Source organism: Microbacterium sp. A8/3-1 (genome assembly GCF_040267695.1).
Classification (GTDB): Bacteria; Actinomycetota; Actinomycetes; order Actinomycetales; family Microbacteriaceae; genus Microbacterium; species Microbacterium luteolum.
Map to the genome: position 1 here is coordinate 2835865 of NZ_CP158357.1, position 24579 is coordinate 2860443.

The 24579-nt window shown below is 68.9% G+C and carries 24 protein-coding genes; 8 read left to right on the forward strand and 16 right to left on the reverse strand.

Features of this window, described 5'->3' with window-relative positions:
- Positions 1 to 18: 18 nt before the first annotated feature.
- A complete protein-coding gene (locus ABS642_RS13905; protein WP_282215181.1) occupies positions 19 to 336 on the reverse strand; it encodes a metalloregulator ArsR/SmtB family transcription factor in 318 nt (105 codons plus the stop codon).
- Between the two features lie 85 nt (positions 337 to 421).
- Here ABS642_RS13905 and ABS642_RS13910 point away from each other — a divergent pair, with 85 nt between their 5' ends.
- Together ABS642_RS13910 and ABS642_RS13915 are read left to right on the forward strand one after the other, a co-directional pair.
- Complete coding sequence (locus ABS642_RS13910) at positions 422 to 1471, forward strand: SDR family oxidoreductase (RefSeq protein WP_350350562.1); 1050 nt, start codon at positions 422 to 424, stop codon at positions 1469 to 1471.
- A gap of 370 nt (positions 1472 to 1841) precedes the next feature.
- Entirely contained in the window at positions 1842 to 2576 is a 735-nt protein-coding gene (locus ABS642_RS13915; protein WP_350350563.1) for a CAP domain-containing protein, read from the forward strand.
- Between the two features lie 78 nt (positions 2577 to 2654).
- Here ABS642_RS13915 and ABS642_RS13920 read toward each other — a convergent pair whose 3' ends face one another.
- Genes ABS642_RS13920 through ABS642_RS13940 form a run of 5 tightly spaced genes read right to left on the reverse strand, consistent with a single transcriptional unit; the run spans position 2655 to position 7139 of the window.
- Positions 2655 to 3431, reverse strand: coding sequence for a DeoR/GlpR family DNA-binding transcription regulator (locus ABS642_RS13920; protein ID WP_350350564.1), 777 nt, complete (start codon positions 3429 to 3431; stop codon positions 2655 to 2657).
- Positions 3428 to 4285 carry a class II fructose-bisphosphate aldolase gene (locus ABS642_RS13925; RefSeq protein WP_350350565.1) on the reverse strand — a complete coding sequence of 286 codons (858 nt, stop codon included), beginning with the start codon at positions 4283 to 4285 and terminating at the stop codon, positions 3428 to 3430. The genes ABS642_RS13920 and ABS642_RS13925 overlap by 4 nt, the downstream gene beginning before the upstream one ends.
- 11 nt (positions 4286 to 4296) lie before the next feature.
- On the reverse strand, positions 4297 to 5241 hold the full coding sequence (locus tag ABS642_RS13930; protein ID WP_350350566.1) for a 1-phosphofructokinase family hexose kinase: 945 nt from the start codon (positions 5239 to 5241) through the stop codon (positions 4297 to 4299).
- Positions 5238 to 6230 carry an ROK family protein gene (locus tag ABS642_RS13935; protein WP_350350567.1) on the reverse strand — a complete coding sequence of 331 codons (993 nt, stop codon included), beginning with the start codon at positions 6228 to 6230 and terminating at the stop codon, positions 5238 to 5240. Before ABS642_RS13935 ends, ABS642_RS13930 begins: the two co-directional genes overlap by 4 nt.
- A 12-nt stretch (positions 6231 to 6242) precedes the next feature.
- A complete protein-coding gene (locus ABS642_RS13940; RefSeq protein WP_282215190.1) occupies positions 6243 to 7139 on the reverse strand; it encodes a sugar isomerase in 897 nt (298 codons plus the stop codon).
- A 321-nt stretch (positions 7140 to 7460) separates the two neighbouring features.
- Here ABS642_RS13940 and ABS642_RS13945 point away from each other — a divergent pair, with 321 nt between their 5' ends.
- From ABS642_RS13945 to ABS642_RS13955, 3 genes are read left to right on the forward strand one after another with little or no spacing between them, the layout of a single operon-like run.
- Positions 7461 to 8702 (forward strand): extracellular solute-binding protein, encoded by a 1242-nt coding sequence (locus ABS642_RS13945; protein WP_282215191.1) that lies wholly within the window; start codon positions 7461 to 7463, stop codon positions 8700 to 8702.
- A 31-nt stretch (positions 8703 to 8733) separates the two neighbouring features.
- Positions 8734 to 9702, forward strand: coding sequence for a sugar ABC transporter permease (locus ABS642_RS13950; RefSeq protein WP_282215192.1), 969 nt, complete (start codon positions 8734 to 8736; stop codon positions 9700 to 9702).
- 2 nt (positions 9703 to 9704) lie between these two features.
- The gene (locus ABS642_RS13955; RefSeq protein ID WP_350350568.1) at positions 9705 to 10631 is read left to right on the forward strand and encodes a carbohydrate ABC transporter permease; all 927 of its coding nucleotides are present in this window, start codon (positions 9705 to 9707) and stop codon (positions 10629 to 10631) included.
- A 112-nt stretch (positions 10632 to 10743) separates the two neighbouring features.
- Here ABS642_RS13955 and ABS642_RS13960 read toward each other — a convergent pair whose 3' ends face one another.
- A complete protein-coding gene (locus ABS642_RS13960; RefSeq protein ID WP_350350569.1) occupies positions 10744 to 11931 on the reverse strand; it encodes an ROK family transcriptional regulator in 1188 nt (395 codons plus the stop codon).
- 172 nt (positions 11932 to 12103) lie between these two features.
- Here ABS642_RS13960 and ABS642_RS13965 point away from each other — a divergent pair, with 172 nt between their 5' ends.
- Positions 12104 to 15076: a glycoside hydrolase domain-containing protein gene (locus ABS642_RS13965; protein WP_350350570.1), complete on the forward strand. Its 2973-nt coding sequence runs from the start codon at positions 12104 to 12106 to the stop codon at positions 15074 to 15076.
- A 119-nt stretch (positions 15077 to 15195) separates the two neighbouring features.
- On the opposite strand, the gene ABS642_RS13970 is transcribed toward ABS642_RS13965, so the two are convergent.
- Both ABS642_RS13970 and ABS642_RS13975 read right to left on the reverse strand, forming a co-directional pair.
- Entirely contained in the window at positions 15196 to 16362 is a 1167-nt protein-coding gene (locus ABS642_RS13970; protein WP_350350571.1) for an ROK family protein, read from the reverse strand.
- 159 nt (positions 16363 to 16521) lie between these two features.
- Entirely contained in the window at positions 16522 to 16821 is a 300-nt protein-coding gene (locus ABS642_RS13975; protein ID WP_350350572.1) for a chorismate mutase, read from the reverse strand.
- A gap of 62 nt (positions 16822 to 16883) precedes the next feature.
- On the opposite strand from ABS642_RS13975, the gene ABS642_RS13980 reads away from it, so the two are divergent.
- Together ABS642_RS13980 and ABS642_RS13985 are read left to right on the forward strand one after the other, a co-directional pair.
- Entirely contained in the window at positions 16884 to 18068 is a 1185-nt protein-coding gene (locus ABS642_RS13980; RefSeq protein ID WP_350350573.1) for an AI-2E family transporter, read from the forward strand.
- A gap of 26 nt (positions 18069 to 18094) precedes the next feature.
- Positions 18095 to 18241: a hypothetical protein gene (locus ABS642_RS13985; protein ID WP_350350574.1), complete on the forward strand. Its 147-nt coding sequence runs from the start codon at positions 18095 to 18097 to the stop codon at positions 18239 to 18241.
- A 287-nt stretch (positions 18242 to 18528) separates the two neighbouring features.
- On the opposite strand, the gene ABS642_RS13990 is transcribed toward ABS642_RS13985, so the two are convergent.
- From ABS642_RS13990 to ABS642_RS14020, 7 genes are all read right to left on the reverse strand, one after another.
- The gene (locus ABS642_RS13990; RefSeq protein WP_350350575.1) at positions 18529 to 19452 is read right to left on the reverse strand and encodes an ABC transporter substrate-binding protein; all 924 of its coding nucleotides are present in this window, start codon (positions 19450 to 19452) and stop codon (positions 18529 to 18531) included.
- Positions 19453 to 19509: 57 nt separating this feature from the next.
- Positions 19510 to 20244, reverse strand: coding sequence for an ABC transporter permease (locus ABS642_RS13995; RefSeq protein WP_350350576.1), 735 nt, complete (start codon positions 20242 to 20244; stop codon positions 19510 to 19512).
- The gene (locus tag ABS642_RS14000) at positions 20241 to 20921 is read right to left on the reverse strand and encodes an ABC transporter permease subunit (protein ID WP_350350577.1); all 681 of its coding nucleotides are present in this window, start codon (positions 20919 to 20921) and stop codon (positions 20241 to 20243) included. Before ABS642_RS14000 ends, ABS642_RS13995 begins: the two co-directional genes overlap by 4 nt.
- Entirely contained in the window at positions 20918 to 21781 is an 864-nt protein-coding gene (locus ABS642_RS14005) for an ATP-binding cassette domain-containing protein (protein ID WP_350350578.1), read from the reverse strand. The genes ABS642_RS14000 and ABS642_RS14005 overlap by 4 nt, the downstream gene beginning before the upstream one ends.
- A gap of 65 nt (positions 21782 to 21846) precedes the next feature.
- Positions 21847 to 22149, reverse strand: a complete 303-nt coding sequence (locus tag ABS642_RS14010) for a DUF427 domain-containing protein (RefSeq protein WP_282215202.1) — start codon at positions 22147 to 22149, stop codon at positions 21847 to 21849.
- A gap of 153 nt (positions 22150 to 22302) precedes the next feature.
- Positions 22303 to 23739, reverse strand: coding sequence for an NAD(P)/FAD-dependent oxidoreductase (locus tag ABS642_RS14015; protein WP_350350579.1), 1437 nt, complete (start codon positions 23737 to 23739; stop codon positions 22303 to 22305).
- Between the two features lie 227 nt (positions 23740 to 23966).
- Positions 23967 to 24551 carry a biotin transporter BioY gene (locus tag ABS642_RS14020; protein ID WP_350350580.1) on the reverse strand — a complete coding sequence of 195 codons (585 nt, stop codon included), beginning with the start codon at positions 24549 to 24551 and terminating at the stop codon, positions 23967 to 23969.
- Positions 24552 to 24579: the final 28 nt, after the last annotated feature.

The window sequence follows — 24579 nt, forward strand, 5'->3', positions numbered from 1 at the left end:
CGAGCGTGACGACGCGACTCAGATCGACGTTCCCACCGCCCGAGCGAGGCGGGCGATCTGCTCCTCATTGCGCTGGTAATGCGACCACTGCCCCACTCGGGTGCATGTCACGAGGTCCGCGCGCTGCAGCGTCGCCATGAATTGTGAAGCGGTCGACTGAGACACGTTCGCTCTGGCCTGGATGTGCTTGAGGCACACACCGACGTCCTCCGCGGGCTGATCCTGCGGAGGGAACGAGGTGGGTTCCTTCAGCCAGCCGAGGATGGCCAGACGCGTCGGATGGGCGAGCGCCTTGAAGACCGTGACCAGCTCATCCCCCGCATGCTCATCGACCATGCGTCGATCATATCGCAGTATCGCGATTTACCGATTATGTGATAGTTCTTAGATCGTAAAAACGCGATTTACCGATGGGAGCGACATGGACAGGACCGCGTTGGTGGTGGGAGCGCGGGGAGTGATCGGCGGGAACCTGATCGCGCACCTCGAGAAGGAGGGCGGATGGAAGGTCATCGGGCTCTCGCGTCGCGGCGGACCCGATGTCGGCGCGGTCCGCCATATCGCCGTCGACCTGCTCGATCGCGACGACACCACTGCTCGGCTGTCCGGTCTGACCGATGTCACGCACGTGTTCTACGCCGCCTACCAGGATCGACCGAGCTGGACAGAACTGGTGGCGCCCAACCTGGCCATGCTCGTCAACGTCGTGGACGCGATCGAACCGGTCGCACCGCGGCTGGAGCACATCAGTCTCATGCAGGGATACAAGGTATACGGCGCGCACCTGGGTCCGTTCGCCACCCCTGCCAAGGAGAGCGATCCCCCGCACATGCCGCCGGAGTTCAACGTGGATCAGCAGCAGTTCCTCGAAGGGCGACAAGCGGGCGCCTCGTGGTCGTGGTCGGCGCTCCGGCCGTCCGTCGTCGCCGGTGTGGGGCTCGGGAATCCGATGAACCTCGCGATGGTGATCGCGATCTACGCCTCCATCAGCAAAGAGCTCGGGATTCCGCTGCGCTTCCCTGGAAAGCCCGGCGCGTACACGAGCCTGATCGAGATGACGGACGCCGACCTGCTGGCTGCAGCGACCGTCTGGGCGGCCACCTCGCCGGGCAGCCGCAACGAGGCCTACAACATCACGAACGGCGACATGTTCCGCTGGTCGAGCATGTGGCCGAAGATCGCGGCCTTCTTCGAACTCGAGACGGCACCACCGCTCCCGATGCGACTGAGCGAGATCATGGCCGACAAGGCGTCCCTGTGGGAGACGATGGTGGAGCGCCACGGGCTGCGCCCCACGCCGTACAGCGACGTGTCCTCGTGGGAGTTCGGGGACTTCGTCTTCGCCTGGGACTACGACGTCATCGCCGACACATCCAAATCACGTCGAGCGGGTTTCCACAGCTACGTGGACAGCGAGCAGATGTTCCTCCGGATCTTCCAGGACCTCCGCGATCGGCGACTCATTCCCTGAAGGCCGCGAATCTTTTTCTCCATTCGATGTATCAGAACCGATGCGGAGCGCTCCTGTCTTTCAGAAGGTGCCATGCGAAGGACCTCGAAGGTGTGAGGTGCGAGGAGGCGCAGTCGGCTGGGGACATCCGCTCGCTGGGGAGCGCGGATACGACACGACACCCTCTGCTCTGGGAGTGCCGCGGCTGGGAGGCCGCGGCGCTCTCGCAGGGCCTCGGCGATCTGGGGACGCCGAGGCCCTTCTGCGCGTGCCCGAAGCTTCGCGGGTCTTCGCCCAGAGGTTTGTTGCACCTAGGGTAAAAAGGTCGGTGCGCCCCGGACACATATCCCCGCCTACGTCTATACACATACTGCGCCGGCATGGAGGTTCCATGTTCATCCAACGACTGACGGATCATGCTCGCCGCCACAGCACGTGGTGGAGCGCCGTGAGCGCACTCCTGCTGATCGCCACCTTCTGCGGTCACTACTCCCTCACCCAGAGCGTCGCGCCGCCGGCAGCGGCGCACTCGGCCGAACCGACGGCAGCGCCCACGGCCCAGCCCACGCCAACGCCGAAGCCCACGCAGGCACCCACGCCGACGCCGACAGCCACCCCGGCCCCGGAACCTGCTCCAGCCCCTGCACCGGTCCCCGAGCCGGCACCCGCCCCGGCACCGGAACCGGCGCCGGCACCGGAACCCGCCCCTGCACCGGAATCGGCACCCGCAGCGACAGATGCCGATTCCGCCGCGGCAGCCGAGGTGCTGCGGCTGGTCAACGTCGAGCGCGCCGCGGCCGGATGCGCGGCCGTCACGGTCAACCCGGTCCTCGCCGAGGTCGCTCGCGCACACAGCCAGGACATGGCGGATCAGGCGTACTTCAGCCACACCTCGCTCGACGGCCGCTCGCCCTGGGATCGCCTGGCAGGCGCAGGGTACTCCGACGGGAGCGGCGAGAACATCGCGGCGGGTCAGAGCACCGCCCAGGACGTGATGTCGAGCTGGATGAACAGCTCAGGACACCGGTCCAACATCCTGAACTGCGGCAGCACGACGATGGGAGTCGGCATCGGCCACGGCGGCCCGTACGGCATCTACTGGACGCAGGTGTTCGGCCGCTCCTGACGGTCGGTCGCAGCGCATGTGAGGATGCGTGACGAGGGTCCGGGGCCGTGCGGCCTCGGACCTTCGTCGTGATCGCGGTCAGGCGAGCAGAACCTCGTGTCCGGCCTCTCGAAGAGCGTCGACGGCGCCGGTATCCGCTGCGGCATCCGTGATCACCGTGGGGAACAGGTCCACTCCGCCCACGGCGGCGAACGCCACGACGCCGAGCTTGCTGCCGTCGGTGACGACGACGGCGCGGCGCGCACGCTCGGCCATCATCCGGTTGACGGCGGCCTCGCGCTCATCCTGCGTGGTGGCTCCGGCGTCGGCATCCATCCCGTTCACGCCGATGAAGGCGATGTCGAGGCGCACGCCCCGCAGCAGCTGCTCGACGAACGGCCCGACGAGCTCGTAGCTGCGCGAATGGATCACCCCGCCGGTCACGACGACCTTGATGTCCGGGCGCGTGGCCAGCTGCGCAGCGATGTTCACGGCGTTGGTGACGACGGTGATGCCGCCGTTCGCCGCGAGATCGTCGCGGGCCGCGAGGGCTGCCGCGATCGCGGTGGTCGTGGTGCCGCCGGACAGCCCGACGACCGTCCCCGGCACGACGAGCGCGGCCGCGGCCTGAGCGATGCTCGCCTTCTCGTGCGCGCGCAGGTGGCTCTTGTAGCGGATGGGCAGCTCGTACGCGACGGTCTGCGCGACGGCGCCGCCGTGCGTGCGGGTGAGCAGGCGCTGCTCGGCGAGGCTGTCGAGGTCGCGTCGCGTGGTCGCAGCCGAGGCGCCGAACCGGTCGACGAGCTCATCGATCGTGACCTCGCCGGCCTCGGCGAGCTGATCGAGGATCGCGTTGAGTCGCGCCGCCCGTTTCATCCCGCCACCGTATCGCTCCCGGCCAGCGCGAAGAGACGCAGCATCCGCGCGGCCTCGTCGGCCAGGGCGTCGCGTGCGGGCGCGAGGTATTTGCGCGAGTCGACCAGCTGCTCGTCGGCGGCCAGCTTCTCGCGGATCGCCCGCGTGAAGAACCCGTTCAGATGCGTGGAGACGTTGATCTTCGTCATGCCCGCGCGCACGGCGTCGGCGATCACGGCATCAGCCACACCGGAGGATCCGTGCAGCACCAGCGGCACGGGCAGTGCCGCGCGCAGGCGGGCGATCAGCTCGAGGTCGAGTGACGCCGTGCGATCAGTCATCGCGTGCGAGGAGCCCACGGCGACGGCCAGGGCGTCGACGCCGGTCGCGGCGACGAAGGCCTGCGCCTCATCGGGGTCGGTGCGGACACCGGGCGCATGCGCCCCGTCCTTGCCGCCGACCTCGCCGAGCTCGCCTTCGACGTAGACGCCGGCCGCGTGCGCACGCGCCGCGACCTCGGCCGTGAGCGCCACATTCTCGTCGTACGGGAGCGCGCCGCCGTCGAACATCACGGAGCCGAACCCCAGGGCGATCGCCTCGTCGACCAGCTCCGGGCGCTCCGCATGGTCCAGGTGCACGGCGACCGGCGTCTGCGCGCGTCGGGCGATCGCGAGCGCGGCCAGGGCGACCGGTTCGAGGCCGCCGTGGTAGTCCGCGCAGTTCTGCGAGATCTGCAGGATGACCGGAAGCTGCGCGAGCGCCGACGCGCGCACGAGCCCCTCGGCCGTCTCGAGATGGATGACGTTGAAGGCGCCGATGCCGGTGCCGGCGGCGGATGCCGCGGAGACGAGTTCGCGGGCGGAGACGAGGGTCACGAAGGGTCCTTTCAGGACGATGCGGGCCGGAACGACGAAGGATCGGGGTGCGTGACGCGGAGCTGCTGCTCGAGCGCGGTCCAGCGCGGGGAGATGTCGCCGGCGAGGGGCATCAGCACGGCTGCGGCCGACCATGCCGTGGCCCGGCGGAGGATCTGCTCGGGGTCGCGGACCCCGGCCGCGTAGAGCACGGCGCAGGCTGCCACGCCCGCGTCGCCGGCGCCCGTCGGGTTGCCGGCCAGCGGTTCGTCGAGACGGGCATGGACGAGGGCGGATGCCGTGACGGCGAGCATCCCGTCCGCCCCGAGCGACAGCAGCACCAGCTCGGCGCCGCGGTCGATCAGCGACCGCGCGCCCTCGACCGGGTCGGCGATGCCGGTGGCGTCGGCGAGCTCGGCGGCGTTCGGCTTGAGCACGGTCGCTCCGGCATCCGCTGCGCGCAGGAGCGCGGGGCCGGAGGTGTCGGCGATGACCGGCACGCCGGCATCCTTCCCGACCGCGATCAGCATCGGCAGCAGGGCGTCGGGCGCGCCCGGCGGCAGGCTCCCGGAGATCACGAGCACCCGCGCGCTCGGAAGTCGTTCGACGACCTCGCCGAGCACGGCCGCCCATTCGACGTCGCTCGGATTCACGCCGCGCTCGTTGATGATGGTCGTGTCGCCGAGCGCCTCATCGACCACGGCGATGCTGCGGCGGGTCTCGGCGGCGACCGGAACGAGCGCATGCGGGACGCCGCTCGCGCCGAGCTCTGCGGCGAACTCCTCGCCGACGCGCCCGCCGGTCGTGGTCACCGCGAGCACCTGCTCACCCTCCGCGTGCGCGACGCGCGCGACGTTCAGGCCCTTGCCGCCGGCACGGGCGATGCCGGCATCCGCGCGGTGCGTGCCGCCTTCGACGAGCCGATCGACGCGCCAGGTGAGGTCGAGCGCCGGGTTCGGAGTGACCGTCAGGATCACGTGAGCTCCCTCGCACGCAGCGCAGCGCCGAGCAGCCCCGCGTTGCCCGAGAGCTCGGCCGGAACGAGTTCCGGAATCCGGTGGAAGCTCAACCGGGCCGCGAGCCGCTCGCGCAGCTCGTCGAACAGCGCCCCGCCGGCCCGGGAGAGCCCGCCGCCGATGACCACCGCCTCGGGCGCGACGACAGCCGTGAGCTGAGCGAGCGACATGGTCAGGGCGTCGAGCGCCGAGTTCCAGATCTCTGCGGCGACCTCGTCGCCGGCGGCGGCACGGGCGATGACGTCCTTCGCACCGTCCGGAGTGATTCCGGTGGCGTCGCGGTAGCGGCGCGCGATCGCCCCGGCGGACGCGACCGCTTCGAGGCAGCCGCGCGCACCGCACGCGCAGATCGGTCCGTCGGCGATCGGGGAGTGGCCGATCTCGCCCGCATATCCTCCGGCCGTGTAGGGAACCCCGCCGACGAGCAGAGCGCCGGCGATCCCCGTGCCGATCACGAGCACGACCGCGTCGGCGTAGTCGCGCGCCCCGCCGAGTCGGCGCTCCGCCCAGCTCGCGGCGCGGACGTCGTGGTCGAAGGCGACCGGCAACCCGAGTCGGGCGGTGGCGAGGTCGCGCAGCGGAGAGTCGTGCCACCCCAGGTTGCTCGCGAAGACGCCGAGCCCGGCATCCGCATCCACGATCCCGGGAACGACCAGACCGGCCGCCATCGGCACCACGCCGGGGTGCGCGGCGCGGAGCTCACCCGCCAGCACCTCGAGACGGTCGAGGAGCACGTCGGTGCGGTCGCCGTCGGCGATCGGGGTCGGCGTGCGCCGCAACCCGAGGGCGTTTCCCTCCGCGTCGAACAGCGCCGACTTGATGTCGGTGCCGCCGACGTCGAAGGCGAGCACGGGGGAACCCGCACCCAGCGTCCGCACGGCGGCGAGCCTCTCGCCCGCCACGTCGCGTTCGACGTCGGGGACGGATGCTGCGCCGTCAGGTCCGGTCATTGATGGATCCGCTCATGCATCCAGGATGACGGATCGCGTGAGGTTGCGGGGCTGATCGGGGTCGAGGCCGCGGGCGACGGCGCGGTCGAGGGCGAGCCGGTGCAGACGCACGAGGTCGGCCATGGGGTCGATCGCACGGTGCTCGAAACGGGCGCCGGTCGCCTCGACCTGTGCGGCCAGTCCCTCCGGAGCGTCGCCGAAGTGCCAGGTCACGCGGCCGGGAGCGGCGATCGCGATCGGACCGTGCCGGTAGTCCATCGAGGGGTAGGACTCGGTCCACGACTGCGACGACTCCCGCAGCTTCAGCGCCGCCTCGTGTGCGAGACCGGTCGCCCAGCCGCGGCCGAGGAACGTGTACTGCTCGGCATCGCGGAGGGCCTCGTCGTCGGTGTCGGTCAGCACGGCAGCGGCGTCGGCGATGGCCGCGGTGAGGTCTTCGCCGAGAGACGCGCGGAAGAGCGCGAGGGCCGTGGTCGCGAAGCGGGTCTGCACGACCGAGGTCTCGTCGGCGAACGGCAGGAGCACGGCCTCGTCGACCATCGAGACGAGCGGCGATGTCGGGTCGCCGATGACGCCGATCGTGGGGATGCGGCCCTTGATGCGGTCGACGAGCTCGAGCACCTCGGTGGTGGTGCCGGAGCGGGTGAGTGCGACGACAGCGTCGTACCCGCGGTCGATGAACGCCTCGGAGGCGGCGAAGGCGTCGGTCTCGCCCTGACCCGAGGTCTCGCGCAGAGCGGCGTACGACTGGGCCATGAACCACGAAGTTCCGCAGCCGACGACGGCGACGCGGGCCCCGAGGGCGGGAAGGAGACCCTGCTCGGCCTTCATGTCGGCGGCCGTCGCCCAGGTCTGGGGCTGCGAGCGGAGCTCTTCGCGCATGTGTGCGCCGGGCAGCGATTCAGTCATCGGAGTGCCTTTCTCGGGCGGATGTTGCATAGTTGTGATTGTTTGTAGCTTGATTCGATCATAGTATGTCGATCAGGAACATCAAGATCAGGTTTCTCTTGATTTGTTTGTTCCCTTGACAAATAATCGAACAAGTTCCACCACCCTGGCGGCGATTCCTGCCGTCGAACTCCGAGCCTCGGCTTGAACGATCGCAGCTGCCCCCGGCGAAGCGATCACCACGCACTGTCGCGTGATCGTGCTTGCGACTGTGCACCACACCCCGTCCGGACACGGGCTCCGCATCCGGAGCGGACACTCACAGTGAGGAATGCAATACACATGAAGAAGTCACTGCGGTTCGGCGCCGCCGCCATTGCGGCCGTCGCCACGCTCTCGCTCGCTTCGTGCGGGTTCGGCGGCTCGGCCGGAGACGGCGGAGGAGAGGACTCGAACACCATCGATCTCCTCGTGCCCAGCTACTCCGACGGGACCAAGGCGAACTGGGAGACCGTGATCGAGGGGTTCGAGAAGGCCAACCCCGACATCAAGGTCAAGCTCGAGGTCCAGTCGTGGGACAACCTCGAGAAGGTCGTCTCGACGAAGATCCAGGCGGGCGAGGCACCCGACATCTACAACGGCGGTCCGTTCGCCGGTTTCGTCGGCGATGAGCTGCTGTACCCGGTCGAGGATGTCGTGTCGAAGGACACGTTCGCCGACTTCCAGGACTCGTTCATCAAGAACGCCGAGGTCGACGGCACCGCGTACGCGCTGCCCCTGATCGCCTCGGCTCGTGCCCTGTTCGTCAACAACGCCCTGCTCGCGCAGGCCGGCGCCACGGCGCCCACCGACTGGGACTCGCTGCTCGACGCCGCGACGAAGGTCTCCGCGCTCGGTGGCGGTGTCGCCGGTTACGGCATGCCGCTCGGATCCGAAGAGGCGCAGGCCGAGGCGGCCGTGTGGCTGTGGGGCGGCGGCGGCTCGTTCGGCGACGCGTCCGAGATCACGATCGACACCCCCGAGAACCTCGTCGGTGCCGAGCAGATCAAGAAGATGATCGACGCCGGTGCGACCCAGGCTGACCCCGGCTCCACGCAGCGTTCGCCGCTGATGGACATCTTCATCCAGGGCAAGATCGGCATGCAGGTCGGCCTCCCGCCGACGGTCGGCCAGATCGAAGAGGGCAACCCCGACCTGGACTACTCCATCGTCCCGATCCCGACCAAGGACGGCTCGCCGTTCACGCTCGGCGTCATGGACCAGCTGATGGCGTTCCAGAACGACGGCGACAAGAAGGACGCGATCACCAAGTTCTTCGACTACTACTACTCGGCAGACGTCTACGTGCCGTGGGTGCAGGCCGAGGGCTTCCTGCCCGTCACGAAGTCCGGGTCCGAGCAGCTGTCCGGCGAGGAGGCTCTCAAGCCGTTCCTCGACGTGCTGCCCGACGCCCAGTTCTACCCGTCGACGAACGCCAAGTGGTCCGCCGCCGACGGCGCTTTCAAGTCGCTGTTCGGTCAGCTGCAGTCGAAGCCGGCTCAGGATGTCCTGACCGAGATCCAGGCGCAGGTCGACGCGGGCTGAGCCCGCTGAACGGAGAGGTTCGGGTATTCCCATGAGCCAGACGAAAGAGTCCTCGAACCTCGCGGGGGCGGCCACCGGCCGCCCCCGCACCCCCCGACGGAACGCCGTGCGCGGCAGGTCCGGGGGGAAAGATCTTCTTCAGGCGTTGCCCTGGATCGCGCCCGCGCTGCTGCTCATCATCGGCGTGGTGTTCTTCCCCGCTGGGGTGATGTTCTTCAACTCCACCCGCGACATCTCCCTCTCGGGCCTCGACAAGGGGTCGGTCGGGTTCGACAACTTCGCCACCGTGTTCGCGTTCGCGGAGTTCTGGCCGATCCTGGGCCGCACGGTGATCTGGGTCGTGTCGGTCGTGACGTTCACCGTCGTGATCTCCCTCGCCCTCGCACAGATCCTCAACAAGGCGTTCCCCGGACGACAGATCGTCCGCATGGCCGTCATCGTCCCCTGGGCAGCATCCGTCGTGATGACGACCATGGTCTTCTACTACAGCCTCGAGCCGTACTTCGGGGTGTTCAACAAGTTCCTCTACGACATCGGCCTCTCGGACGACGCCGTCGGATACGGGTGGACGAAGAACCCCGCCACCGCGTTCGCCTGGTCGATCGTGATCGCGATCTTCGTATCGCTCCCGTTCACGACCTACACGATCCTCGCCGGCCTCCAGTCGGTGCCCGCGGATGCGATCGAGGCGGCGAAGATGGACGGCGCCGGTCCCGCCCGCACCTACTGGTCGATCGTGCTCCCGCAGCTGCGCAGCGCCCTCGCCGTCGCGGTGCTGATCAACATCATCAACGTGTTCAACTCCCTCCCGATCCTGAAGGTCATGACCGGGTCGATCCCCGGATACGGGGCCGACACGATCATGACGATGATCTTCAAATACATCGAGCTGCAGAAGAAGGTCGATGTCGCCAGCGCCCTGTCCGTCGTCGCGTTCCTGATCGTGATCGTGATCGTCGCGATCTACGTCAAGGTCGTCAAGCCCATGAAGGAGGTCTGATCATGACCGTGACCGAGACCGAACTCGTCACCACCACCGGCCGTAGCGGACGCGCCCTCGCCCCGATCAACGGCCGCAAGCGCCGTTACACCGAAGACCAGGTCACCCTCCCGCGGGTCATCCTCCGCATGGCCGCCGGGTTCCTCGTCCTCGCGATCTTCGTGCTCCCGTACCTGATCATGTTCTTCGGGTCCGTGAAGACGAAACCGCAGATCCGCTCCGTCGACCCCACGTATCTCCCGATCGAATGGCACTGGGAGAACTACCTCACGATGTGGTCGACGCCCGAGACGCCCCTGCCCTACAACCTCATCTCGACGGTCATCATCGCCGTGTTCGCGACCCTCCTCGTCCTCGTCGTGTCGCTGCCGGCCGCGTATTACACGGCACGGTTCAAGTTCCCCGGCCGCATGGTGTTCCTGTTCCTCGTGATCGTCACCCAGATGCTGCAGCCCGCGGTCCTGACCTCGGGCCTGTTCCGCCAGTTCACGACCCTCGGCCTCGGGGACACGTGGGCGGCGATGATCTTCATCAACGCCGCGTTCAACCTCTCCTTCGCCGTCTGGATCATGCACTCCTTCTTCGCCGGCATCCCCAAAGAAGTCGACGAAGCAGCCCAGATCGACGGCGCCGGACGCTTCACCGTCCTGTTCAAGATCAACCTCCCCCTCGTCTGGCCCGGCATCGTCACCGCGATCGTGTTCACCTTCGTCGCCTGCTGGAACGAGTTCGCCGCCTCCCTCGTCATCCTCTCCACCGACAAGAACCAGCCACTCTCCGTCGCACTCACCAAGTTCGTCGGACAATACGAGACCAGCTGGCAATACGTCTTCGGCGTCTCCATCGTCGCGATCCTGCCCGTCGTCATCCTCTTCATGCTCATCGAGAAGCGACTCGTCGGCGGATTGACCGCGGGCAGCGTCAAGTAGGGCAGTTCACACGCTCGAGTTCTGTGGCCATCGCTGACTTCTGCGGCCACTCCCACCCGGAATGGCCGCAGAAGTCACGCACGGCCGCGGAAGTCGCTCTGTTCGGGCACGTTCACGTACGCGCGGACGGGCGCATCAGCGCGACGCCGAGCACACTGCCGAGCACGTGCCGACCCGGCCCCAATGCCGGGTCGGAGTCGTGCGCGAAGCGGATCGGCGGGGATGCCGTCCCCTTGGGCCGGTTCTGCTCGAACCCGGAGCGCACAGCCGTCAGGAACGGCTCCCCGAGCAGCGGGGCACGCCCCACGATCACGATCTCGTGGGGGTCGGTGAGCCCCGAGAGGATCCGCAACGCGGCGGCGACGGACTCGGCGCCGAGCAGCATCCGCTCCTCCGCGCCGTCGGCCCGCAGCAGCGCCTGCACGCCCTCCGGCTCCAGCTCGTCGTGGAAGTCGGGGCCGAGGATGGCAGTGAGGGAGGCGACCGCCTCGATGCACCCGTAGCCGCCGCACCGGCAGCGAACGCGGGAGCCGTTGCCACCGAAGGCCACGTGACCGATCTCACCCGCCCGATTGGTCGCGCCGGGGAGCACGCGGCCGTCGATCGTCACGGCGGCCCCGATGCCCTCGCCCATGCGAAGTACGAGCCGCTGCACCCCCGCCGCCTCGTCGAACACCGATTCGGTGAGAGCCTCGCCGTCGGCGTCGTTGAGGATGACGATGGGGAGGTCGGCCTCCGCTCGGACGAGCTCAGCCAGCGGCACATCCCTCCAGCCGAGGAGCACGCTCTCGCGCACGACAGCTCCGTCGGTGACGCCGGGGGACTGCAGGCACACGGCGAGAACGCGGTCGGGGAACTCGCGCACGAGCTCGCCGGTCACCCGAGCGACATCTGCGGGCTGCACGCCGGACGCGTAGGTCGTCACGCGTGTGAGGACGCGCGCGCCGCTCAGATCGAGCAGCACGGCCTCCACGCTCTGCGCCCGGACGATGACGACGCACACGACGTAGTACGCGCGGTTGAGCTCCACGCGTGTGCCCGGCTTGCCGCCCGTGCTCTCGGCCTGCTCGCCCTCGACGACGAGGCCGAGCGCGATCAGCTCGTTGACGAGGGATGACGTGGTGGCGGTCGTCAGGCCGGTCAGCCGGGCGAGGCTCGCGCGGGTCACCGAGTCGTCGGAGCCGATGAGCGCGAGCGCACGACGCAGGTGATCGCGGCGGATCTTCCCCCTGCCGTCCAGGAGGCCCTCCGCACCGCCGCCGAAGACAGACCGCTCGAGCCGCGCCCTCGTCCCTTGCACCTCTGCCAGCATCGACGCCCCGCTCCCCTTCGCGCCTGTTCGCGCCCGTTCGCCGCGGAACCTTGACACGCGGCCGCTCCAAACTCTACGCTAGCCCCACTTCGCTTACTCACTAAGTAAAGTCCCCCATCACGAGTTCCCCGCTTTCTCGATGCCGACAAGACAGGACCCGATGAACGTGCCCGAGACCTTGCTTCCCCCACGCCGCTCGCGTGCCCGATCCCTCCGCAGAGGCGGGGCGGCGATCCTCGCCCTCGCGCTGGCGCTTCCCCTCCTCCCGATGCTGTCCGCACCCGCAGCGGCGGCGGAGACGACCGTGATCGTCGACGACGCCGTCACCTCCACGACCGAGGGCTTCGAGTTCCCCGCCAAGTGGGTGGGTGACGCCGATCTCGATCCCACCAAGTGGATGAACGGCACGGAGCATTGGGTCCGCGCCGGCGACACCCCGAGCATGACCTTCCGCTTCACCGGCGTGCAGGCCGAGCTCCTCGGGAACACGGACCCCGCCCACGGCACCTACGCGTTCTCGGTCGACGGAGGCCCGGAGACGATCGTCGACGCGTACTCCGCGACGCGCCAGTATCAGCAGCTGCTCTTCTCGACCGGCGTCCTGCCGTCCGGGCCGCACACCGTCGTGCTGCGCGTGACCGGGGAGAAGAACCCCGCCGCCTCCCGCGCCGGCGCACAGATCGACTTCGCCCGCGTGACGAAAGAGCTCGTCGCCGCCACCGGTGTATCCCTGGATCAGTCGCCGCTGACGCTCGAGGCGACCAGCACGGCGAAGGTCGAGGCGACGGTCACCCCGGCGGACGCGACCGACAAGACCGTCACGTGGTCCTCCGATGACGAGGGCGTGGCCGCGGTCGCCGCCGACGGCACGATCACCGCGGTCGCGGCCGGCGAGGCGACCATCACCGCCACCACGCGAGACGGCGGATTCACCGCCCACCGCACCGTCACCGTGACCGCCGCGCGCACAGAGTTGTCCGGAGCCGTGGCGGACACCAACTTCCACTACGTGACCACCAAGTCCTTCGACGACTACCGCCGCAAGTACTACTCCGATGTCATGACGATGAGCGAGACGGCGTGGCAGGGGACGGCATGGCAGCAGGACCGCGTCAACGCGCAGTTCGTGCTCTGGACCGCCGGCGAGGCCAAGACCGGCGTCCGCGTGGAAAGCGTGCACCTGGCCGGCGCCGACGGCGCATCCCTCGACGACGGCATCACCGCCACCCTGGTCTCGACCGTGATGGCCGGACGCGGACGCCCGTCGCTCGGAAAACCGCAAGAGCCGATCCCGGACATCCTCAAGCCCATCGCCTCTGTCGAGATGGCACCCCGCTCGGTGCAGCCGGTCTGGATGACGGTCGACGTGCCTGCCGATGCCGCGCCCGGCGTCTACGACGGCACGGTCGTCGTGGTCAGCGACCAGGGCGATCGCATCGAGCTGACCCTCGGACTCGAAGTCCTCGACCTCCGGCTCCCCGCCGCAGGCGACTGGGAGCAGTTCATCGACCTGTGGCAGAACCCGTACGCGGTCGCCCGCACCGAGGGCATCCCGCACGACCAGCTCTGGAGCGACGCGCACTTCGCCGCCATGCTCCCGCACTACCAGCGCCTCCGCGACGCGGGCCAGGACGTCATCACCACGACCGTGGTCAAGGACCCCTGGGCGTCGCAGACCTACGACCCGTACGACTCGATGGTCGAGTGGACGAAGAACGCCGACGGCACCTGGTCGTTCGACTTCAGCGTCTTCGACCGGTGGGTCGAGTTCATGATGGACGACGTCGGGATCGACGGGCAGATCGATGCGTACTCGATGGTCAACTGGGCGAGCAAGGTCGAGTACTTCGACGTCGCGCAGGACCGCCGGATCACGGCATCGGTGCCGGTCGGCACCCCGATCTGGCGAGAGATGTGGACCGCGTTCCTGGAGAAGTTCGGCCCGCACCTCGAGGAGAAGGGCTGGTTCGACATCACCTACATGGCGATGGACGAGCGCGGACTCGACGACATCCTCCAGGCGGTCGATCTCATCGACGAGGCAGCACCCGGCCTCAAGGTCGGCGCCGCGATGAACTACAACAGCCTGCACGATCCGCGCCTCGACCGGATCGACAAGATCTCGGTCTCGGCCGACAACGTGCTCATCGGCGACGAGGAGTTCGAGACCGTCGCCGCGCACCGCCGCGAGCTCGGACTGATCACGAGCATCTACTACTGCGTCGGCATCTACCCGAACACCTTCGTGCGATCGAACCTCGCCGAGGCGGTCTGGGGGCAGTGGAAGACGACGGCGACGGCATCCGACGGCTACCTCCGGTGGGCGTACGACAGCTTCGTCGAGGATCCGTTCACCACCGTGGACTTCAAGACCTGGGAATCGGGAGACGCGGCGCAGGTGTACCCGCACGACATCTCATCGGTCCGCTGGGAGCACATGAACGAGGGGATCCGAGACGCCGAGAAGGTCCGGTGGCTCTCCGCCAGATCGACGGATGCCGCAGCCACACTGAACGCCGCCATGGCGGAGATGGCGAACCCCGGCTTCAAGAAGGATCCCTTCGGCGGCGTCATCGACCCGGGTGACGTCGACATCCCCGCCGAGGTCGACCGGCTGCAGGCGGCGCTCGACGCGGCGACGCGGACGTATCTCGCGGATCGCGAAGCGGCCTTCGACGTGTCGATCTCGGACACCGCGCTCACGGTCGGGACTCCGGCCACCGCGACGGTGACCGGGCTGGAGCCCGGGACGGCCGCGACGTTCGAGCTGCACTCCGACCCGGTGCTGCTCGGCACGGCCACGGCGGATGCCGATGGCACGGCCCGCCTCGCCTTCACGGTGCCGACGGTGCCGGTCGGTGCGCATGACCTGGTGGTGAGCGCACGCGACGCGGCGGGCACACCCGGCAGCATCTCGGTCGCCGTCACGGTGCGTGCGGCGCCGAACCCCGGCGGAGGCGGCGACGGCTCCACCGGGTCCGGGTCCGGCGCGGGCTCCGGCTCATCGAACGGCAGTGCTCTGGCCACCACCGGCCAGGACCCTGCACTGATCACGACGGCCATCCTCCTGGCACTGCTTCTCCTCGCAGGAGGCGCCGTCGCCGTCCGACGCAGGCGTTCCCCCCGCGCCTGATCGGGCTTCCCCATGGGCCGTCACCGCCTCCCCCTCAGCGGCGGTGACGGCCCTTCTTCGCGCTCACGCGCGCCGAACGGTCGCAGAGGTAAGAGCCGCAGGACGCGACCCCGCTCGCGTCAGGGGCGAGGAGCGGATGCCGCGAGCAACTGCTCCGGACTCCATCGCACGCCGAGCGCCGAGGTCAGCGCGGCCTGGGCGGCACCGGCCGAGAGCGCGACGCGCGGGTCGGCGTAGCGGATGGGCACCTGCGCTGTTCCCCGCGACGAATAGTCCGTCTCGCTGCGCACGCGCTCGAGGAAGCGGGGCCCGAGTACGGTGGCCGGACCCCCGATGACGACCTCCGTCGGATCGAGGAGCGCGCTGATGAGCTTGACGGCGCGGGCGAGCGCGCGGGCGCCGTCGTCCAGCTGCCGCGGGTCGGCACGAGCGGCGAGCACCGCGATCTCCGCAGCATCCATCGCGTCGGAGAAGCCCTCGCCGAGCATGGCGCCCATGGCGGATGCCGATTCGAGGCACCCGCGCCGTCCGCAGCTGCAGTCCCGCGCAGCCTCACCGAACACCACCTGCACGTGGCCGATCTCCCCGGCCCGGTCGCGCGGCCCCGGGGCGAGCTCGCCGTCGAGGGTCACCGCGGCACCGATCCCGCCGCCGATGTGGATGAAGAGCCGGTAGCCCGCGGGGGACTCCTCCCGCCCCGCCTCGGCGATGGCCTCGGCATCGACGTCGTTGACCAGCAGGACCGGTGCCTTCAGGACGCGTTCGAATCGCTCGGCCAGGGGCAGGTCCTGCCACTTCAGCTGCACGCTCTCGAGCACCGAACGGCCGTCCGTGGTGCCGGGGAGCTGCACTCGGGCGGCGAGCAGGCGGTCGCCGAACTCGACGGCCACGGCCGCGACCGCGGCATCGAGCACGCGGTCGCGGTCCTCCGCCGAGTAGGTCACGCGCCGGACATCGACCTCGGTGCCGTCGAGGGCGACGAGCGCGATGTGCGCATGGCGGGGCTGGATCACGATGACGAGGATGAGGTGGTGACTCGCGTCGATGCTGAGGGTCGTCGCCCGCTTTCCGCCGGTGCTCGCCGCCTGTTCCCCCTCGACGATGAGGCGGTTCTCGAGCAGCTCGGCGACCAGCGACGACGCGGTGGCCGCGGTCAGCCCCGTCGACCGTGCGATCCCGGCCCTGGTCTGCACGCCGGGATTGCGGAAGACCAGCTGCAGCGCCCGCCGCAGGTTGGCGCGCCGCACCGAGGCCTGGGTGTCGAGGGCGTCATCCGAGTTGAGCATGGGTTCCGTTCAGGCTCTCGCGAGCGAGCTGTTGACAGATCGGTCTGCGATCCGTAGTCTCTCCGTAAGTTTATTCATTGAACTTAGTTGGCCGAAAGGCCTCCCCCAGCTCCGGACGGGCGAGTGCTGCACACACCGTCGCCCGTCCGGCACTTCTTCTCAGCGGCCCTCGGCCGCCTCGGTGTGGTGGCGGATGACCTCAGCCACCACGAAGTTGAACCACTTCTCCGCGAACTCCGGATCGAGATGCGCCTCTTCCGCGAGCGCACGGAGGCGCGCGACCTGCTGCTCCTCCCGATTCGGATCGGATGCGGGCATCTCGTGCTCGGCCTTCAGCTGCCCGACCTGCTGGGTGGCGCGGAAGCGCTCGGCCAGCATGAAGATCAGCGCGGCGTCGATGTTGTCGATGCTGGCGCGAAGTCGGAGCAGTTCGGCCTTCGGGTCCTCAGCGGCTGTCATTCCCCTACTCTAGAGCCGCCGAACGCCCGTGTTCCGACGACGCCCACCGCTATCGTGAGCACATGAGCAACGAAGAGTCGCCGGCCTCCGCACCCACCGACGGCGCGGCATCCGAGACCCCGACCGATGCCCCCGGCGGACCGACGACCGAGACTGTTCCGCGTCCCGTCGTCGAGCCCACGGCACCGCGTGGATCGTTCTGGACCCGCATCGATCGCCCCTTCGTCTTCGGCTTCCTCGTGACACTCGGCGGCCTCGGCGCCATCGTGCTGGGCCTGGCCCTCACGAGCCTCTCGACGGTCCTCATCTACATCGCCCTCGCCCTCTTCGCGGCTCTCGGTCTCGACCCCGCGGTTCGCCTGCTCGAGCGTCGCGGCCTGTCCCGGGCCATCGCGGTCCTCGTCGTGACCCTCGGCCTCATCGTGGTGTTCGCCCTCCTGCTGTGGATGGTCATCCCGATCGTCGTCGACCAGATCTCGAGCTTCGTCCGCTCGGTGCCCGGCATGGTCCAGGAGTTCACCCGGAGCGATCTCTACGCCACTCTGGAGAGGCAGTTCGGCGAGCAGTTCCAGGATCTGGTGGCCGAGGTGCAGAAGTTCCTCTCGGACTTCGGCAACCTCGCCACCATCGGCGGCGGTGCGCTGAAGGTCGGCGCATCGATCGCCACCGGGATCTCTGGCACGATCATCGTGATCGTGCTGACGCTCTACTTCCTCGCGAGCCTCTCCGGGATCAAGGCCAGCCTGCTGCGTCTCGCGCCGGCCCGCGACCGCGCCCGCGCCGGTGACATCACCGATCAGATCACCGACTCGGTCGGCGGCTACGTCATGGGGATGGTGGTGCTCGCGTTCTTCAACGCGCTGCTCGCCTTCCTGCTCTACTTCTTCCTCGGCCTGCCGTTCCCCCCGCTGATGGCGACCGTCGCCTTCTGCATCACGCTGATCCCGCTCGTCGGCTCCGTGATGTTCTGGATCATCGGCACCGGCATCGCGCTCTTCACCAACCCGATCGGCGCGCTGGTCTTCGCGATCGTCTACCTCATCTACATGCAGATCGAGGCCTACGTCATCACGCCGCGCGTCATGAACCGCGCGATCTCGATCCCCGGCTCGCTCGTCGTCATCGGCGCCCTCGCCGGCGGCACTCTGCTCGGGCTGCTCGGCGCGCTCGTGGCCGTGCCGGTCACGGCATCCATCCTCATCATCATCAAGCAGGTCTGGGTCCCGCGCCAGGACGCCAGGGTCTAGGTCGCATCCGACAGAGGTCGACGAGAGTGCGAGGATCGCTGCCGCGTGATCCGAGCCGCGTCGACTACGCGTGCGCCGTCTCGGACGACGTCGATCTGGCTCTGATGACAGCGAATGCTGCGGACCAGCCGCTGGCCAAGGCCGCTGCCATCGCGCTGGCTGCGGTCATCTGAGCGCCGGACGCATCGACCGCTGCGAAACCGAACCAGACTGCGGCCGCGATGATCCCGATGATCGCAACGGTGGAGACCAACCGCGATGCCAGACGCAACCGCGCAGTGCGTAGATTCTGCACACTTCCTCCTCCGGGCGTGACGATGTCGAACGGATGACTCCACTGCACCAGACTCGGACCGGCTCGGCATCCCCCTCACGACGGATCTTCGCCGCCGGGAACGCAGAAGTGCCCGGACCGCTGCAGGAATCAGCAACAGGTCCGGGCACTTCTTGAACGAGAGACTCAGACGAGGTCGTTGTCCTCGAGCCACTTCTTCGCGATGTCGGCCGACGACTGCTGGTCGACGGTGCTGAGCACGTTCAGCGACACGAGCTCCTCGGCCGTCAGCTTCGCGCTGATGGCGTTGAGCACGTCCGACACCTTGTCGGCGATGTCGCTCGAGACGATCGGCACGACGTTCGACGAGATGATCAGGTTCTTCGGGTCTTCGAGCGCGACGATGTCCTCGGTCTCGAAGGCAGGGTCCGCGGTGTAGATGTCCGCGACCTGGATCTCACCGGCGAGCAGCGACTCGAGCGTCGTCGGGCCGGTGGCCGAGAACGCCAGGTCGACGCCGTAGACCTCCTTGGCGGCGGCCGGGTTGTACGGACGCTGCTCGAACTCCGGCGGGGCGCCGATCGTGACGGTCGAGGTGACGTTCTTGAGGTCTTCGATCGTCTTGAGGTTGTTGGCCTCGGCGAAGCTCTTGAGCACCGTGTAGGTGTCCTGGTCGGACGCCTCGGCGTAGTCGAGGGCGGTCAGGCCCTCGGGCAGCGCCTCGGTGAGGGCCGTGTAGACGTCGTCCGGCGAGGTGACATCGATCTCGTCGTCCGAGAGGTACTCCAGCAGGCTGCCGGTGTACTCGGGGAAGACGTCGATCTCACCGGACTCGACCTCGGGCATGTACGCGTCGCGCTGACCGATGTTGAGCTTCTTCTCGACCGTGAAGCCGGCACCCTCGAGCGCCTGGGCGTAGATCTCGGCGATGATCTCGTTGGAGTAGTACCCCTGCGAGCCGACGACGATCGTCTCGGAGTCGCCCGACCCGGATCCGGCGTCGCTCGACGGCTCGTCGAGCGGGTTGCCGCCGCAGGCGGACAGGGCGAGTGTCGCCGCGGCCACCAGGCCGACGGCGAGGACGGAGCGCTTGCCTCGTGCTGTGAACATGGACTTCCTCTTCTTCTCTGGGACTTCTTCTGGTGCTGTGAGTGCGGGACGGAGAGATCAGGCGGTGGATGCCGCCGGCGCGGGGGCCGGAGTGAGCGGACGGGTGCGACGGCGGGCCGGGCGACCGGTGCGGAGCCCGCGCGGAACGGCAGCGTGCTGTGCGGCGGCCAGCAGCAGGTCGACGACCAGCGCGAGCACGGCGACGATGAGCGCTCCGCCGAGCACCTGATCGAAGCGACGCAGCGGAATGCCCTGGATGATCGGCCAGCCGAGTCCGCCGAGGTTGACGTAGGCGGCGATCGTGACGGTCGCGATGACCTGCAGGAGCGCGGAGCGGATGCCGCCGACGAGCAGCGGCAGGCCGAGGGGCACCTCGACCTTCCAGAAGATCTGCCACTCGGTCATGCCCATGGCCCGCGCCGCATCGATCACGCGACGGTCGATCGCCTCGAGCCCTGTGTAGGCGCCGGCGAGGAGGGAGGGTATCGCGAGGAGCACGAAGGTCGTGATGGCCGCCTCGGGAACGCGGAGCACCCCGAGCAGGAGGACCAGCAGCACCATCAGACCGAAGGCGGGGATGGCACGTGCTGCGCCGGAGACCGCGACGGCGATCTCGCGGCCGCGGCCGGTGTGACCGATCAGCCAGCCGAGCGGCAGGGCGATGATCGCGGCGATCAGCACCGAGATCGCGGTGAGGGCGAGATGTTCGCCGAGGAGCTTGGGCAGGGCGTAGTTCCCGGTCCACTGCGCCGGGGCGAACATCCAGGCGATGGCGTCTGCGAAGAGATTCATGCGGCTGCCCTCACAGGAACGGCGCGACTCGCGGAGACACGGCTCGCGGCCGTCGTCCACGGCATCAGCGCGCGACCGATCAGCAGCAGGATCAGGTCGATCACGAGCGCGATGATCACGACCGCGACGACGCCGGCGAACACCTCGGCGATGATGCGGCGCTCGAGTCCGTTCGTGAAGAGGTAGCCGAGGTTGGTCACGCCGATCAGGATGCCGACGGTCGCGAGCGAGATCGTGCTGACGGCGGCGACGCGAAGACCCGCGAGGATCACCGGTCCCGCCAGCGGGAACTCGACGGCCCAGAAGCGCCGGAACGGTGCGAAGCCGGTGGCGGTCGCCGCCTGGCGGACACCGTCGTCGACCGAGTCGAGGCCGTCGGCGACCGCTCGGACCAGGATCGCGACCGCGTAGATCGTCAGGGCGATCACCAGGTTGGTCTCGCTGATCGCGGAATAGCCGAGCGTGGCCGGCAGCAGGATCAGCAGCGCCAGCGACGGGATCGTGTAGAGGAGTCCGGTGAGCACGATGATCGGACCGCGCACGAGCCGGTAGCGCCACGCGACCCAGCCGAGGGGGAGCGACAGCACGAAGCCGAGCACGATCGGCACGATGCTCTGTCGCAGGTGCACCAGCGTCAGCTCGAGGATCAGGCCGAGGTTGTCGGTGACCCAGTTCACGACAGTTCGTCCTGCCCGGCGGTCGTGGCGACGGCATCCGTCTTGGCCTCTGCCACGATCGCTCCCTGCGTGCGCCCCTCGGAGTCGACGACGACGGTGCCGTGCGGCGTCTCCTTGAGGTGCAGCGCGCGGCGTCCGCGGTCGGCGCCGATGAACGCGGCGACGAAGTCATCCGCCGGGTTCTCGATGATCTCGCTCGGGCTGCCCACCTGCACGATGCGCGCGCCCTTGTCGAGGATGACCACCTGGTCGCCGAGCAGGAACGCCTCGTCGATGTCGTGCGTGACGAAGACCACCGTCTTGTCGAGCTCGTGCTGCAGTCGCAGGGTCTCCTGCTGCAGGTCGGCGCGGACGATCGGGTCGACGGCACCGAACGGCTCGTCCATCAGCAGGATGTTCGGGTCGGCGGCGAGGCCTCGGGCGACGCCGACGCGCTGCTGCTGCCCGCCGGACAGCTGGCTCGGATACCGCTCGGCGAGCGCCTGATCGAGGCCGACGGTGTCGAGCAGGGCACGTGCCCGCTTGTGCGCCTCGGGCTTCTTCACACCGGTCAGCCGCAGTACGGTGGCGACGTTGTCGATCACCGAGAAGTGCGGCATCAGGCCCGAGTTCTGCATGACGTAGCCGATGCGGCGGCGCAGCTGCACCGGATCACCGACGAGCACGTTCTCCCCGTCGATCTCGATGTCGCCCGAGGTCGGCTCGACCATGCGGTTGATCATGCGCAGCAGGGTGGTCTTGCCGCACCCGGAGGAGCCGACGAAGACCGTGGTCTTGCGCGACGGCAGGACCAGGCTGAAGTCATCGACGGCGACGGTGCCGTCGGGGAACTGCTTCGTGACGTTGCGGAACTCGATCATGGGTCACTTTCCAGTCGGTCGATCGACGAGGCGGACATCAGCGCCCCGGCGCCGGCATACGGAGGTCATTCGGAGATCTGCACGCGCGGATCGAAGGCCACGTAGCCGGAGAAGTCCTTGCCGACGCGGTCGAACGCGGTCGGGTACGGGTTCGGGTACGACCAGGCGTAGTCGGTGTGCAGCTCGTCTCCGGTCTGCACCGAGAAGTACTGGGCCGCGCCCTTCCACGGACAGGTGTACGGCGTGGGGCTCTCGACGAGGGCGCCCTGCGCGATGGATGCCGGCGGGAAGTACCAGTTGCCCTCGATGCGGACGAGATCGCTCTCGTCGGCTTCGGCGATGACGGTTCCTGCGAGTACAGCCTTCATGGTCCTGCCTCCTCGGATGTGGGTTCGAGCGTATAAGACGGCTGCGACATCCGGGTCGGGGTTGCGCGGGATGCCGTCAATGTGAGAAACATTCCTGGACCTGTTCGGTGCCGAGGCGTCAACGGATTGCATGATCCCGTCGGCATCCGCCTCTCACGCGGACTGGCGGCCGTAGCCCTCCAGCAGACGGAGCCAGATCTCGCTGATCGTCGGGTACGCCGGCACCGCGTGCCAGAGCCGTGCGATCGGCACCTCTCCCACGATCGCGACCGTGGCGGCCTGGATGAGCTCGGCCACCTCGGGGCCGACGAAGGTCGCCCCGATCACGACGTCGCGGGCGGTGTCGATCACGAGCCGCGCCTGACCCTCGAACCCGTCCTCGTACACGCTGGCGCCGGCGACCCAGCCGAGGTCGTAGTCGACGACCGCGACCTCGTGGCCCGCCTCGCGGGCAGCGGCCTCGGTGAGTCCGGCGGAGGCGACCTCGGGGAACGAGAAGGTGACCTGCGGAACCGCCGCGTGGTCAGCCGTGGCGACGTGCCGACCCCACGGGGCGTCGTCGACCTCCTCGCCCTTGGCGCGCGCGGCGATGACGTCTCCGGCCGCCCGCGCTTGGTACTTGCCCTGATGCGTCAGGAGCACGCGGCCCGTCACGTCGCCCACCGCGTACAGCCAGTCGCTCCCCGGCACGCGCATCGTGTCATCCGTCTCGATCCACTTCCCGGGCTCGAGGCCGACCGTCTCCAGGCCGATGTCGCGGTTGTGCGCCGAGCGACCGGTCGCGGCGAGCACCTCGCTCGCGGTGATCTCCTCGCCGCCCTCCAGCGTGATCGTCACACCGTCATCGCCGCGGCGGACGGAGGTCGTGCCGGTCGAGGTGCGCACGTCGACGCCCAGCTCCTTCAGGCCAGCGGCCACGCGCTCACCGGCGAAGGGCTCCATCGACGAGAGCAGCTCGCCCCGGGCGATGAGCGTCACGGTCGAGCCGAGCGATGCGTAGACCGTGGCCATCTCGACGGCCACGACACCACCGCCGATGACGGCGAGGCTCTTCGGCAGCTCCTCGGCGCTCGTCGCCTCGCGACTGGTCCAGGGCGCGGCTTCGCGCAGCCCGTCGATCGGCGGGATGACGGCTTCCGACCCGGTGCTGATCGCGACCGCGTGACGGGCGCGCAGCACGCGCGTTCCGCCGTCGGCATCCGTCACGGTGACCTCGCGCTCACCGGTGAGCCGGCCGAAGCCGCGGGCGAGGTCGATGCCGGCCGAGTCGAGCCACTTCACCTGGCCGTCGTCCGACCAGTTGCTCGTGAACGAATCGCGACGGTCGAAGACGGCCCGCACGTCGAGCGTCCCGGTCACCGCCTGCGATGCGCCGCCCACGTGCTGCGCGGCGCGCAGAGCCTGGGCCGGACGCAGCAGCGCCTTCGAGGGCATGCACGCCCAGTACGAGCACTCGCCTCCGACGAGCTCGCTCTCCACGATGATCGCGGTGAGCCCGCCCTGCACGGCGCGATCGGCGACGTTCTCGCCCACGGCACCTCCGCCCAGGACGATCAGGTCGTACTCGTCGGTCTTCTCGGCAGCAGTCATGTCGCACCTCTCCGTCGCCAGTCTCGCTCAAGAGCAACGCAGAGTCACGGGTGTGTTGTTCCCTGTCGGGCGTTTGCGGCGTCGTCCGGGCCTGCATCCGCAGGTCGAGATCACGGATGCAGGCGCGTACCGCGGCGTGTCGTCCTGCACTCGTGATCCGAACCTACGGATGGATCCGAGGGCCCGGATCGACGGCGGCCACAACGGATCCCCCCGATGTCGACGCCTCAGGCCGCGACGGCCTCCGGCGGCATGCGGCGGGCGGGGAACGCCCGCGGATAGGCGCGCTTCAGTGCGACGACGACCAGCGTGGCCGCCGCCACCTTGATGAGGTCTCCGGGCAGGAACGCCAGGCTCGACAGGGCCGTGAGATCCAGGGGGACGCCCGTCACGAGCGCCTGCACCGGGATGCCGACGGCGTAGACGACGAGCACACCGCCGAGCAGGGATGCCGTCGCCGCACGCCACCACGTGAAACGGCCCGTGCGCATGAGGAGTCCGATCACCACGACGCCGGCGACCCAGCCGAGGAGGTAGCCGGCACTGGGGCCGACGAACACGCCGAGTCCGCCGCGGCCGCCGGCCAGCACGGGGAGTCCGATCGCGGCGAGCGCGAGGACGAGGAGGACGGCGAGGGGCGCGACCCGGGGGCCCAGCACGAGTCCGGCGAGCATGACCCCCAGCGTCTGCGCGGTGATCGGCACGCCTCCCGGCAGCGGCACGATGACCGTGCCGAGCACGACGATCAGCGCGGAGAAGACCGCGATGCGACCGAGCACGGCGCTGGAGCCGGCGGGGTGGGATGTCGACATGAATCCTCCTGAACACTGTTCACCTGAA

Bases quoted from the DNA above. Each gene is read 5' to 3' on its own strand.
- ABS642_RS13905 (WP_282215181.1), bottom strand. From the start codon at position 336: ATGGTCGATGAGCATGCGGGGGATGAGCTGGTCACGGTCTTCAAGGCG.
- ABS642_RS13910 (WP_350350562.1), top strand. From the start codon at position 422: ATGGACAGGACCGCGTTGGTGGTGGGAGCGCGGGGAGTGATCGGCGGG.
- ABS642_RS13915 (WP_350350563.1), top strand. From the start codon at position 1,842: ATGTTCATCCAACGACTGACGGATCATGCTCGCCGCCACAGCACGTGG.
- ABS642_RS13920 (WP_350350564.1), bottom strand. From the start codon at position 3,431: ATGAAACGGGCGGCGCGACTCAACGCGATCCTCGATCAGCTCGCCGAG.
- ABS642_RS13935 (WP_350350567.1), bottom strand. From the start codon at position 6,230: ATGACCGGACCTGACGGCGCAGCATCCGTCCCCGACGTCGAACGCGAC.
- ABS642_RS13940 (WP_282215190.1), bottom strand. From the start codon at position 7,139: ATGACTGAATCGCTGCCCGGCGCACACATGCGCGAAGAGCTCCGCTCG.
- ABS642_RS13945 (WP_282215191.1), top strand. From the start codon at position 7,461: ATGAAGAAGTCACTGCGGTTCGGCGCCGCCGCCATTGCGGCCGTCGCC.
- ABS642_RS13950 (WP_282215192.1), top strand. From the start codon at position 8,734: ATGAGCCAGACGAAAGAGTCCTCGAACCTCGCGGGGGCGGCCACCGGC.
- ABS642_RS13955 (WP_350350568.1), top strand. From the start codon at position 9,705: ATGACCGTGACCGAGACCGAACTCGTCACCACCACCGGCCGTAGCGGA.
- ABS642_RS13965 (WP_350350570.1), top strand. From the start codon at position 12,104: ATGAACGTGCCCGAGACCTTGCTTCCCCCACGCCGCTCGCGTGCCCGA.
- ABS642_RS13970 (WP_350350571.1), bottom strand. From the start codon at position 16,362: ATGCTCAACTCGGATGACGCCCTCGACACCCAGGCCTCGGTGCGGCGC.
- ABS642_RS13975 (WP_350350572.1), bottom strand. From the start codon at position 16,821: ATGACAGCCGCTGAGGACCCGAAGGCCGAACTGCTCCGACTTCGCGCC.
- ABS642_RS13980 (WP_350350573.1), top strand. From the start codon at position 16,884: ATGAGCAACGAAGAGTCGCCGGCCTCCGCACCCACCGACGGCGCGGCA.
- ABS642_RS13990 (WP_350350575.1), bottom strand. From the start codon at position 19,452: ATGTTCACAGCACGAGGCAAGCGCTCCGTCCTCGCCGTCGGCCTGGTG.
- ABS642_RS13995 (WP_350350576.1), bottom strand. From the start codon at position 20,244: ATGAATCTCTTCGCAGACGCCATCGCCTGGATGTTCGCCCCGGCGCAG.
- ABS642_RS14005 (WP_350350578.1), bottom strand. From the start codon at position 21,781: ATGATCGAGTTCCGCAACGTCACGAAGCAGTTCCCCGACGGCACCGTC.
- ABS642_RS14010 (WP_282215202.1), bottom strand. From the start codon at position 22,149: ATGAAGGCTGTACTCGCAGGAACCGTCATCGCCGAAGCCGACGAGAGC.
- ABS642_RS14015 (WP_350350579.1), bottom strand. From the start codon at position 23,739: ATGACTGCTGCCGAGAAGACCGACGAGTACGACCTGATCGTCCTGGGC.
- ABS642_RS14020 (WP_350350580.1), bottom strand. From the start codon at position 24,551: ATGTCGACATCCCACCCCGCCGGCTCCAGCGCCGTGCTCGGTCGCATC.